This window comes from Gilliamella sp. LMG 34362 (assembly GCF_984569125.1).
Map to the genome: position 1 here is coordinate 146978 of NZ_OZ474902.1, position 12524 is coordinate 159501.

The 12524-nt window shown below is 35.7% G+C and carries 11 protein-coding genes and 1 tRNA gene; 10 read left to right on the top strand and 2 right to left on the bottom strand.

Annotated elements, in window-relative coordinates; translation table 11 throughout:
- Positions 1 to 118: 118 nt before the first annotated feature.
- From AC5LWZ_RS00735 to lysS, 10 genes are all read left to right on the top strand, one after another.
- Positions 119 to 1507, top strand: a complete 1389-nt coding sequence (locus tag AC5LWZ_RS00735; RefSeq protein ID WP_493463820.1) for an MFS transporter — start codon at positions 119 to 121, stop codon at positions 1505 to 1507.
- A gap of 19 nt (positions 1508 to 1526) precedes the next feature.
- Positions 1527 to 2159, top strand: coding sequence for an MBL fold metallo-hydrolase (locus AC5LWZ_RS00740; protein ID WP_198201808.1), 633 nt, complete (start codon positions 1527 to 1529; stop codon positions 2157 to 2159).
- 107 nt (positions 2160 to 2266) lie between these two features.
- Positions 2267 to 2857 (top strand): biotin transporter BioY, encoded by a 591-nt coding sequence (locus tag AC5LWZ_RS00745; protein ID WP_034901530.1) that lies wholly within the window; start codon positions 2267 to 2269, stop codon positions 2855 to 2857.
- On the top strand, positions 2827 to 3420 hold the full coding sequence (locus AC5LWZ_RS00750) for a YiiX/YebB-like N1pC/P60 family cysteine hydrolase (RefSeq protein ID WP_493463821.1): 594 nt from the start codon (positions 2827 to 2829) through the stop codon (positions 3418 to 3420). Before AC5LWZ_RS00745 ends, AC5LWZ_RS00750 begins: the two co-directional genes overlap by 31 nt.
- A gap of 94 nt (positions 3421 to 3514) precedes the next feature.
- Positions 3515 to 3590: transfer RNA gene (locus AC5LWZ_RS00755), tRNA-Asn, on the top strand.
- Between the two features lie 213 nt (positions 3591 to 3803).
- On the top strand, positions 3804 to 4532 hold the full coding sequence (locus AC5LWZ_RS00760; protein ID WP_086359650.1) for a type 1 glutamine amidotransferase: 729 nt from the start codon (positions 3804 to 3806) through the stop codon (positions 4530 to 4532).
- Between the two features lie 28 nt (positions 4533 to 4560).
- Positions 4561 to 5391, top strand: coding sequence for a VanW family protein (locus AC5LWZ_RS00765; RefSeq protein WP_198247594.1), 831 nt, complete (start codon positions 4561 to 4563; stop codon positions 5389 to 5391).
- A 134-nt stretch (positions 5392 to 5525) separates the two neighbouring features.
- Positions 5526 to 6152, top strand: a complete 627-nt coding sequence (locus AC5LWZ_RS00770) for a Fe-Mn family superoxide dismutase (RefSeq protein WP_086363208.1) — start codon at positions 5526 to 5528, stop codon at positions 6150 to 6152.
- A 174-nt stretch (positions 6153 to 6326) separates the two neighbouring features.
- A protein-coding gene (gene prfB / locus AC5LWZ_RS00775) for a peptide chain release factor 2 (protein WP_108720963.1) occupies positions 6327 to 7425 on the top strand; the annotation gives its coding sequence in 2 pieces (ribosomal slippage) (positions 6327 to 6401 and positions 6403 to 7425; 1098 coding nt in all).
- 31 nt (positions 7426 to 7456) lie between these two features.
- Positions 7457 to 8971 (top strand): lysine--tRNA ligase, encoded by a 1515-nt coding sequence (gene lysS, locus AC5LWZ_RS00780; RefSeq protein ID WP_086353725.1) that lies wholly within the window; start codon positions 7457 to 7459, stop codon positions 8969 to 8971.
- A 122-nt stretch (positions 8972 to 9093) separates the two neighbouring features.
- Here lysS and AC5LWZ_RS00785 read toward each other — a convergent pair whose 3' ends face one another.
- Together AC5LWZ_RS00785 and AC5LWZ_RS00790 are read right to left on the bottom strand one after the other, a co-directional pair.
- Complete coding sequence (locus AC5LWZ_RS00785; RefSeq protein WP_493463822.1) at positions 9094 to 10470, bottom strand: hypothetical protein; 1377 nt, start codon at positions 10468 to 10470, stop codon at positions 9094 to 9096.
- A 725-nt stretch (positions 10471 to 11195) separates the two neighbouring features.
- Positions 11196 to 12374: a uracil-xanthine permease family protein gene (locus AC5LWZ_RS00790; protein WP_493464216.1), complete on the bottom strand. Its 1179-nt coding sequence runs from the start codon at positions 12372 to 12374 to the stop codon at positions 11196 to 11198.
- Positions 12375 to 12524 lie beyond the last annotated feature (150 nt).

The following is a 12524-nucleotide window of genomic DNA, read 5'->3' on the forward strand; positions in this document are numbered from 1 at the left end:
TAAAATAGCATTCATTAGCTCTCTTACTCAATCATCCCCGATGAGTATGAGAGTATAATCTTAGGATTAATAAAATTCCTCTGCTTCCAGCATATCAATCAATTTTAGGCTGAACAAAATGAATAGCGAACTACAATTACCACCTTTTGTCTATCGTATATTACCTTGGATTGCTGCATTTGCTTTTTTTATGCAATCACTCGATACCTCAATTCTAAATACTGCTTTGCCAACTATGGCCAAAGATCTTAATGAATCCCCCCTGAACATGCAGTCAGCGGTAATCTGTTATGCACTAACATTAGCACTGTTTATTCCTGTAAGTGGCTTTCTTTCAGATAAATTTGGTACCCGAAATATCTTTGTACTGGCAGTATCACTCTTTACAATAGGTTCATTACTGTGTGCTTTAACCAATTCATTAATTTTCTTAGATATATCCAGAGTAATTCAAGGCATTGGTGGTTCAATGATGGTACCGGTTTCTCGCTTAGTTTTGATTAAAGCATTTAAACGTAACGAGTTTTTAGCGGCATTAAATACCGCAACAATACCAGGATTAATTGGACCAGTATTAGGGCCGGTTTTAGGCGGTTATCTAGTCGATATGGTAAGTTGGCATTGGGTATTTTTGATTAACTTACCAATAGGGATTTTAGGGGTATTTATTAGCTTAAAGTATATGCCTAACATTAAAGGCAAACATATGCCTTTTGATTTCTTTGGTTTTCTCTTTATCGTTATTACTTTTATCAGTGCTACCCTAAGTGTCGAATGTTTAAATCAAGGTCAACAATATTATTTACCAATAACGCTTGCCATCATCAGTCTGATTTTTTTATTTATTTATCGAACCTATGCGCAAAAAAAATCTGGGCCTCTATTTCCACTATCATTATTTAATATTCGAACGTTTAAAATTGGTATTATCGGTAATTTAGTTTGTCGATTGGGCATTTCTGGCGTGCCTTTCCTTATTCCACTATTTCTACAAGTTGGCTTTGGTTATTCAGCAATTTTTGCTGGCATGATGTTAGTCCCCATGGCGATTGCTTCTATTTGTACCAGATTTTTTATTACGCGGATTCTTGCTCGTTTAGGTTACCGTTTTGTATTGGTTGCTAATACCATCTTAGCTGGAATTTTGATTCTTTTAATGTCATTAATAAACTTAGCGACACCATTAGTAATATTAGGTATTTTGCTATTTTGCATTGGAGGAATCAATTCAATACAATTTACCTCAATGAATAGTATAACATTAGCTAATTTACAAGGTGAAAGCACCAGCAGTGGTAATAGTTTAATGGCGGTTAATCAGCAATTAGCCATTAGCTTTGGTACTGGTTTTGGTGCGGTGTTAGTAAGATTATTCAGCAATTCAACAACTACTATTCACGCATTTCAATTAACCTTTGTTATACTGGGTATTGTGACTATGCTATCAAGCATGATTTTTGCGCAACTAAACACACAAGATGGTAACAATTTAACGAATCGGCGCTAAGCAATTAAGGGAGAATTATATGTTTCAATATCAGATCATTCCAGTTACAGCTTTTCAAGAAAATTGTAGCATTATTTGGTGTGATGAAACAAACGAGGCTGCCTTTATTGATCCTGGTGGAGAGCCTGAACTGCTTAGAAAAGCAGTGGAAAAACTAGGCGTAAATATCAAGCAAATCTTGCTTACTCATGGCCATTTAGATCATGTTGGCGCTGCCGTAGCGTTAGCTAATCACTATAATGTTAAGATCATTGGCCCTAGTCAAGAAGATGAGTTTTTATTCTCTGGACTACCGCAACAATGTATGCAATTTGGCTTTCCTTATACGGATAGTTTTTTACCTGATCGCTGGTTAACTGAAGGGGAACAAGTTAAAGTGGGTAACATTACACTTGATGTTCTGTCCTGTCCTGGCCATACTCCTGGCCATATCGTATTTATCAATGCCAAAGATAAAATTGCTTTTGTCGGTGATGTCTTATTCAAAAGTAGCATTGGCCGTACCGACTTTCCTCGAGGAAATCATGCCGATTTAATTTCCTCTATCACAAATAAACTATTTCCGCTTGGTGATGATTTTATCTTTGTTTCTGGCCATGGTCCGATGTCGAGCTTTGGCAATGAACGAATGACAAATCCTTTTTTAGTTTAAAACAAAATTCCCCAAACAAATGTAAACTATTTTATAAAAAAATAGTTTACATACTTTGTTTTTGTATTATTATGGCACTACTATTTAGCTTTTAATGGTAGAAAATAATGAAACAACAATTAACATCGTACTATCCAACTTATATTAATACACTGTTTAACTTATCCTCTTGGCAACGTAAGTTGTGCGCAGTAACTTGTGCCGCATTGCTGCTAGGTGTTGCCGCAAATATCAGTATTCCAACCTATCCGGTACCATTCAGTCTACAATCATTAGGCGTGCTTCTGATCGGAGCTTGTTTGGGGCGTAAATTAGGTGCTCTAGCAATTCTTCAATACCTATTTTTAGGTGCATTAGGATTACCACTATTCGCCAATGGTAGCGGTGGCATTATGGCGCTTGCTTCTCCTTCTGCTGGTTATTTATATGGTTATGTATTTAGTGCTTATTTAGCTGGATATGCAGCAGAGAAAGGTTACGATCGTCGTTTTCTGTTAGGCTTAGTTGCCTTTGCTTGTGCACACCAATTATTATTTGTCTTTGGTGTGGTCTATTTAATGGGGTATTTACATATTTCCCTTAGCGAAGCGATACAAGTAGGTTATTTACCTTTTGTTGGTGTTGATGCACTTAAATTTATCATCGCAACTTGTGTCATGTTTTCATTATGGCGTCATCACGCGAAAAAACATCAATAACAATGCAATCTGGCGATATTATTTTTCAATCCCAGCATGAAGAAAGCGAATTTAATAAAGCGATTACGCATTCTGGTTCACAGCTTAGCTCGGATGAGATAATCAATCAGATAAGCCATGTTGGTTTATATATTGGCAATAATATCGTCATTGAAGCCACTCAAAAACATGGGGTAATCCAACAGCCCCTTAACAACTTTTTAGCTAGCGCTCAATATAATCTAGTAGCAACCATTTATGATGATTCCGTCATTAAAAACGCATTAATGCGGGTGCAAACCTGTCTAGGGTTGCCTTATAACCATAGTTTTCGCGAAGATGATAAAGGGTTTTACTGTAGTGAACTGATTACTTATGCTTTCAAGTATCCATCTGGTGAAGATTATTTCCAACGTTATCCTATGAACTTTAGCGATTTAGCCACAGGCCAAATTTTGCTTTATTGGATCAAATATTATCAAGCATTAAATCAAACGATCCCTGAAGGAGAACTAGGATCACATCCACAACAACTCCTCAGACAAAAGACATTATTCAAGACAATCCGAATACTTGAAGCATAATAATCGAGATAATCTGCTACAAAAAACGCATTTTAAACAATTTAACTATTGACATAGCGTCATTAAATCTATAATATGCGCGCTACATTTCGGTTCCTCCATAGTTCAGTCGGTAGAACGGCGGACTGTTAATCCGTATGTCACAGGTTCAAGTCCTGTTGGAGGAGCCAACTTTCCGAAAGTTGAAATCTGCTCAAGCAGATTTTTTTATATCTATTATTCTTCTGCTCTATAACTTATTTGTTTATCGCCTATTGATATCTTTACTATTGTCTTTCTTAATAAAAGATTCATAATAATTATTGCGCTTAATTTTCCATATTCACATCTAATGGCTATTGAGAACTCTGATCGATAATAGTTAGGTTAAAGGAGATTTATCAATGCATTTGCATTTTATTATTCATGAAGATTTCGAAGCTCCTGGAGCTTATGAGCAATGGGCTAAAGAACATCGTTATACCATTAGTTATTCTCGTGTTTATCTTGGTGAACCTCTTCCCAACAATGTCGATAATATTGATATGTTGATTATTATGGGTGGCCCACAATCACCAGCAACAACCAAACAAGAGTGCCCTCATTTTGACTCGCTAGCGGAACAAGCAGTAATATTATCGGCTATCAATTCAAAAAAAATCGTACTTGGCGTCTGTCTTGGTTCACAATTAATTGGTGAAGCTTTAGGAGCCCCACATGGTCATAGTCCGGAAAAGGAAATCGGTAAGTTCCCTATCACCTTAACTGAAATAGGTAAAAATAATCCTTTATTTGTTGATTTTGGCAAGGGTTTAGCTGTCGGCCATTGGCACAATGACATGCCAGGTTTAACCCAAGAAGCACAAATTATTGCCTATAGTGAAGGCTGCCCACGACAAATCATTGCTTATGGTCCTTTAGTATATGGTTTTCAATGTCATATGGAGTTAACTTTAGATGTTGTTGAACAGCTGATTGCTCACTCAGAAAGTGATCTTAATCAAGCAGCAAAATATCGTTTTGTTGATACACCTAGCCAACTTCGTTCCCATGATTATTCTGAAATGAATCAGAAACTGTTTGGCTTTTTAGATAAATTAAGCCTTAATTATTTATCACTTATAAAAAAATAAGCAATTTAGTAGTTAGGATGATTGTTGTATGCAAAACACTATTGTAGATAAACCTAAAAAACGCAGTAATTTAAGGTTAAAATTAGGTAAGGAGTATTTTATTCTCAAACGTAAACTAGATTGGTGGCGCAACCGTCACGCCTATAGCGTAATTGATAAGAATAATAATACTTGCTGCTATTCTCATAAAAAACATCAATCGGTATTGTTAAGACAACTGAAAGATGTTGATATGTATTTGCAATATAACAAAATTACTAACCTTCGCTTAGCAATTGAACAGCTCGACGGTTCGATAATTAAGCCCAATCAACGATTTTCAATTTGGCAAAAAGTTGGTCGACCATCTAAGAAACGCGGCTTTTTAGAAGGTCTCTCATTACATAATGGCCAAATCGGCAAAGATATTGGTGGTGGTTTATGCCAACTTGGCAATTTGATTTACTGGATAGTATTACATTCAGATTTAACCATTATTGAACGATGGCGTCATAGTTTTGATGTTTTTCCGGATGTTAACCGTACTATTCCATTTGCTTGTGGTGCAACACTTTCTTATAACTATATCGATTTACAATTACTCAATAAAACCAATACAACGTACCGACTTAATCTTTGGTTAGATGATGAATATTTACATGGTGAACTGCTTGCCAATACACCTTTATCTTATCACTATGAAATATTCGAAACCGATCACGTTATTGAACAACAATGGTGGGGCGGATACACTAGACACAATAAGATATGGCAACGAAAAACCCATTTGCTCGATAATCAAATAGAGGAAAAACTCATTAGTGAAAATCATGCAATTATGATGTATACACCTTATTTAACACAACCAAACGAAGTGTAAAAATTATACAGCAATGATATTAAATTAGATAGTCATAAGCTATCTAAACAATAGTTTGTGGGATATATTGATAGACCGTATACTCGACAGTATAAATGAGTTAAAAATACTTAATAAATGAAAGGAGCAATTTCATGGCTTATACATTACCCCCTTTACCTTATGCTTATGACGCTTTAGAGCCTTATATTGATACTGAAACAATGCATCTTCATCATGACAAACATCATCAAACTTATGTAAATAACGCTAATGCATTATTAGAATCGTTACCTACCGAAGTTAAAGACTTTTGCCCTGAAACATTACTAAAAAATCTAGACAAAGTCCCTGCAGACAAAATTACTGGTGTTAAAAATAATGTTGGTGGTCATGTTAACCACACTCTATTCTGGGAATTATTAAAAGTTGGAACTGAACTTAAAGGTGAACTTAAAGCTGCTATTGAAAAAGACTTTGGTTCAGTTGATGCATTTAAAGAAAAATTCTCAGCTGCTGCGGCAACTCGTTTTGGTTCTGGTTGGGCATGGTTAGTATTGAAAGATGATAAGCTAGAAGTGGTTTCAACTGCTAATCAAGATTCCCCAGTTATGGGTGAAAAATTCTCAGGCGTTTCTGGCACACCAATTTTAGCGCTTGATGTTTGGGAACACGCTTATTATTTAAAATATCAAAACCGCCGTGCTGATTACATCGGTGCATTTTGGAATGTTATTAACTGGGATAAAGTAGCTGAATTATACGCAGAAGCGAAAAAATAAGCTCATTTAGAAAAATCACATTATAAAAATGACGCAATACGCGTCATTTTTTATTTATTATTCATTTACATTATTATCAATGATGTAAGCAAATTGGTAATTGCTAAGTTATACTTAAATCCGTTACAATGCAGGATTAATTAAAAAACTTAAAAATTTACAAAACAGCATAATATGTTTGAAATTAATCCTATCAAATCGAAAATAGCCGAATTAACCGAGCGAACAGATGTGATTCGGGGGTATCTTTGACTACGATCTCAAGAAAGAACGTCTTGAGGAAGTCAATGCTGAATTAGAACAATCGGAAGTTTGGGCAGATCCAGAAAAAGCACAAGCATTAGGTAAAGAACGAGTAATGCTTGAAGAGATCATCAATACCATTAATTCATTAGATCAAGGACTTGATGATGTTGAAGGCTTACTTGAACTTGCTGTTGAAGCAGAAGATCAAGATACTTTTGATGAAGCAAATCTAGAACTAGAGCAATTAGAAAAAAAACTAGCTGGTCTCGAGTTCCGTCGAATGTTCTCAGGTGATTATGATAGTGCTGATTGTTATTTAGATATTCAATCTGGATCAGGTGGCACTGAAGCACAAGATTGGGCGGAAATGCTACTTAGAATGTATCTCCGTTGGGCTGAATCAAAAGGATTTAGTACCGAAGTGATGGAAGTATCAGATGGTGACGTAGCAGGCATTAAATCGGCCACTATTAAGGTATCTGGTGATTATGCTTATGGTTGGTTACGTACCGAAACTGGCGTTCATCGCTTAGTTCGTAAAAGTCCATTTGATTCAGGTAACCGACGTCATACATCATTTGCATCGGTATTTGTCTATCCAGAAATTGATGATAATATTGATATTGATATCAACCCTGCCGATCTACGTATTGATGTTTATCGCGCATCTGGTGCAGGTGGTCAGCACGTTAATAAAACTGAATCTGCTGTTCGTATTACCCATGTGCCAACAGGGATTGTGACTCAATGTCAAAACAATCGCTCTCAGCATAGTAATAAAGATCAAGCGATGAAACAGCTCAAAGCGAAACTTTATGAGCTGGAAATGCAGAAAAAGAATGCCGAAAAACAGCAGATGGAAGAAAATAAATCCGATATTGGTTGGGGTAGTCAAATCCGTTCATATGTACTTGACGACTCGAGAATTAAAGATTTACGTACCGGCGTCGAAACCCGTAATACTCAAGCCGTTTTAGACGGTGATTTAGATCAATTTATTGAAGAAAGCTTAAAAGCAGGTTTATAACCCTGTTTGGTGATAAATAAAAGGTAATATTATGTCAACACAGCAAGAGCAACAAAACCATATTGAAGAGTTAAACAACGAGCTTACAATACGTCGTGAAAAGCTAGCTGCAATTCGCGAACAAGGCATTGCTTTCCCAAACGATTTTCGTCGTGATGCAATCTCAAGCGATCTTCATAAATTGTATGATGATAAAACTAACGAAGAGCTAATCGAAAATAAAATTATCGTTACTGTTGCTGGTCGCATGATGATGCGCCGTATTATGGGAAAAGCATCATTTGTATCACTACAAGATGTAACTGGACAAATCCAACTTTATGTCACTCGTGATGATCTACCAGAAAATTACTATAATGAACAATTTAAAAAATGGGATCTTGGTGATATTGTTGGTGCTAAAGGTTATTTGTTCAAAACCAAAACTGGTGAGCTTTCAATCCATTGTCAAGAAATTCGCTTATTAACAAAAGCACTACGCCCATTACCAGATAAGTTCCATGGCTTAGCCGATCAAGAAATGCGTTATCGTCAACGTTATCTTGATTTAATTACTAACCAACAATCTCGAGATACCTTTATTGCTCGTTCAAAAGTGGTGACTGAAATTCGCAACTTTATGCTTGAAAACCACTTTATGGAAGTTGAAACACCAATGATGCAAGTGATTCCTGGTGGAGCTTCAGCAAAACCATTTATTACTCATCATAATGCGCTAGATTTAGATATGTACTTACGGATTGCGCCAGAACTTTACTTAAAACGTTTAGTTGTTGGTGGATTTGAACGAGTATTTGAAATTAATCGTAACTTCCGTAATGAAGGGGTATCACCACGACATAATCCAGAATTTACAATGATGGAAATGTATATGGCTTATGCCGATTATAAAGACCTAATTGTATTAACCGAAGCATTATTCCGCCGTTTAGCTATCGCAGTAACGGGTGATGCAGTTGTACAGTATGGCGAACATACTTTTGATTTTGGAAAACCATTTATCAAAATGACGATGCGTGAAGCAATTTGTCATTATCGTCCAGAAACGAATAATGCGGATTTAGATGATTTTGATAAAGCATGTGCAATTGCCAAAGATGTGGGAATCAAAGTAGAAAAAGGTTGGGGATTAGGTCGAGTTGTAACTGAAATTTTCGAAGAAGTGGCTGAAGCTAACTTAATACAACCAACTTTTATCACCGAATATCCAGCTGAAGTATCACCACTGGCTCGTCGTAATGATGAAAACCCATTTGTCACTGACCGCTTTGAATTTTTCATCGGTGGACGAGAAATTGGTAATGGTTTCTCAGAACTTAATGATGCAGAAGATCAGGCGCAACGTTTTGCCGATCAAGTATCACAAAAGGATGCCGGTGACGATGAAGCAATGTTCTATGATGAAGATTACATCACCGCATTAGAACATGGTCTACCACCAACTGCTGGCTTAGGGATCGGTATTGACAGAACTGTAATGTTATTTACCAACAGTCATACTATTCGCGATGTAATTTTATTCCCGACAATGCGTCCAATTAAATAACGGTTGTTGATTACTATTAAACCAAACTCACTTATTGAGAAATAAGTGAGTTTTTTATTTATCAAAAATAAATCTGTTTCATTTTAGACGTATGGATTACGCATTACAATACCACTAAACCGCTAATGAGAGACACAGACAAGATTAACTCCACCGCCACCATAATTCATTGTTAAATCTACATGACCATATCTCGCAGAAACTATATACCGATAATTCTTATCATAATCATTGCCCTGGTTGAGAACCTCATCTGTCCAGTACCACCAAAGGGAGGTTTGGAAGTCGTTAAAGTTGGCATTGTAATCACCCATAGATCCCCACTCTGCAAATAAACCTGCACCGATGTTACGTTCATAATAACCATCAGATGATGAAGGAGTTGCACCAACAAAACCTTGACATCTATAATTATTTGATGGGCAAATTGCATTAGTTAAATCCTTTACTTCAGTAATACGATAACCAATCTTTTCACACCACGATATTTGTTGATAGCTGTAGTTTTTAGGCCCTCGATTGACAAACCATTGTTTTAACTGGAAACCGTATTTAATCACTTCATTATCACTACTGTCTCGACCAACTAACTCGAAAGTCTGGGGCAAAGAAGGGTTATATATACTATCAGGAGAATCTGATTCCCACTCAGTAGCAACAGGACCTGTCAGTTTAACTCGTACACTTGTACCTGAGGGATCTGGTGTCATCGTTGCTTTAATACCTTCGCGCTCAACCTCTTCCCACTTTAAGGGTTGAGCAACACCACCTATAATTAAATCAAAATATAAACCATCGGCGCCTGTGGTTGGGAAGTTTAAACCATAAGTATCCGAATCAAACGACTGGGTAATAAATCCATTTTCGGGATCCCAAATAGATGGAGGGCCTGCAAAGTGCCCCATATTTGTTACTTTTGAACCATATAATAAATTGGGTTTAGCAAAACACACTTTTGGCGATATTTTAGGATTGATATAATAAGTTGTATTACTCGCGTTAAAAGTATTACTATTTGGAAAGCCATAACGAGTAGTTAAGGCGCCATCAGTATTTGATAATGTTAATTTGTATGGCGCTTTACAGATATCTAATGTTGCATTACGTGCAACCGATTGATTATTTTTATCTACGATAGATAATGTTAAAGAACCTGTAGCGGTAACATTCTCATCGCCATCATCATCTCCAAAATAATTATATGGTTCTGCGATAAGTGAACTTAAATTTATTGAATAAGTATCAGTTGGCACTAACATGTCGATATTAGCGAACGTTTCACCTAAATTTGGTAATTCGATTGGCTTAATAAATGAATTATTTGTTGTAGGAGTGTATTTTGTTCCATTAGAGAGGGTTATCCCGAGCAGGCTATCGGTGTTAGTCACACGAGTCCCTCCTCCATCAAAGGTAAAATGAGGCGCATGACCATGAATAAGATTTGATGTTTCAGATGTTAATGCTTGACTAGAAAAGGATAGTTGCATAAAAGCAACCATTATTAACCCTAATAAAATCCGCCGAGATAAAAAAGAACGGCAAAAGGATTGTAAAAAAAACCGCAGAATTCTGCTTGATTTCGATAAAAAACAAAATATAGTAAAAAATGAATATTGGGAGCTCAACTTTGACGAATTTAAAATATATGTTGCCCATATTGGCTTTTGGAAATTACAGTACATCTAGACGATCTCGCCAATTAATATTTTTTTATTTAAATTTATATGCAAACTTGCAAAAATTCAGTCAGAATTTTTTACTTAAAAGAGTAGAGTAGTATAAAGATAGAAAAATTTCTCGCAACTTTTTTAGCCACTTTATTGGTTAAGCTTCGTAAAGTCTTAATGGAAAATTAATTATAAAAATCACTATTATTACCATCAAAAGAATCGACCTTCATATCCAAAAACCCCGTTCCTCAATTTTTTTAAAATAGCTCTACTATTTAAAAGTTATTACTCACTTATTTATTCTAAATAACATACTATAAATGAAATATGTTTTATTATTTTATTGAGCAGAAATAATAGTTATTAAGTTATCCTCAACGCTTTGGATCAGAGTTGGCTTATTATATTTATGAATACTTTTTATAAAAATTAGTGCTTGCTGACTAAAATAATTATTTATTAAGTAAAACGTAGAGATCTTATAGAGTAGTAAAAAAAGAGGAAATATGATTAGCCGTTAATCGATTTTATAATTAACGGCCAGAATGTTTATCTTAGTTATTTGTTTTAGTTTGTTGCGGTAAGATTAAATTTAACCCAATGGCTAAAATCCCACATAAACTAATACCCTGTAATGCATAAGAACCAAAATCGAAGATCATGCCACCAATACCAAATACTAGTACTAAAGAGACGATACACATATTCCGTGATACAGAAAGATCGACTTTATGTTTGACTAAAATATTAATACCAACCGAAGCAATTGAACCAAATAACAACACCATGATTCCACCCATTACGACAGTTGGAATTGAACTTAAAAATGCCCCTATTTTACCAATGAAAGACATTAAGATTGCCCATAATGCAGCCCAAGTCATTACCTGAGTTTTAAAATTGCGGGTTAAGGTTACCGCACCAATAACTTCGGCATAAGTAATACATGGAGGCCCACCAAAAAATCCTGCTGTTGTAGTAGCCAATCCATCACCCAACAATGTCCTCTGTAAACCTGGTTCACGAGTATAATCTTTACCTGTTACAGCACCAATTGCCATAATATCACCCACATGCTCAATAGTTGGGGCAATCACAATAGGGATCATATATAAAATAGCTTGCCACTGAAACTCAGGAAATGTGAAATCAGGCACTTTAAACCATGGTGCATCAATAACTGGTTGAAAATTGACAATACCAAAAGCACATGAAAGTGCATATCCAACCACTATACCAGCAATAATTGGAACCAATCTAAAAAAGCCTTTTGCCCAGATAGCAACAATTAAAGTCGTTAACAAAGAAGCCATGGAAATAATGATAAGTTGATAATTTTCGGCTTGAAGTCCACTATCTTTACCCATAGCCATACCAACTGCAACGGGGGCTAATGATAAACCAATTACCATAATAATTGGCCCGGTAACTACCGGCGGTAAAATCCGATCGATAACATTGTTACCATTAATTTTGACCAGAAAAGCAAAAAACATAAATACCAAACCAGCGGCAACCAATCCACCTAAAGTTGCCGGTATTCCCCATTGAGCTACACCAAAAGAAATTGGAGCAATAAAAGCAAAAGAAGAGGCTAAAAATACCGGTACTTTATTTTTAGTTGCAAGTTGAAATAACAATGTACCAACACCGGCAGTAAATAAAGCCACATTTGGATTTAAACCAGTTAACAGTGGCACTAAGACTAAAGCACCAAAAGCGACAAATAGCATTTGAGCACCAGTAAAAATATCTTGCCAGGCTGGTTTTAATGGTGAAGTATCCTTTTTAATTTCATCATTATTGATTTTAACCACGTTTTCCTCTCTTCTTAAACTTCTTTTTGCTAATAGCTAATTAATTATTAAATAGCAGACATAAAA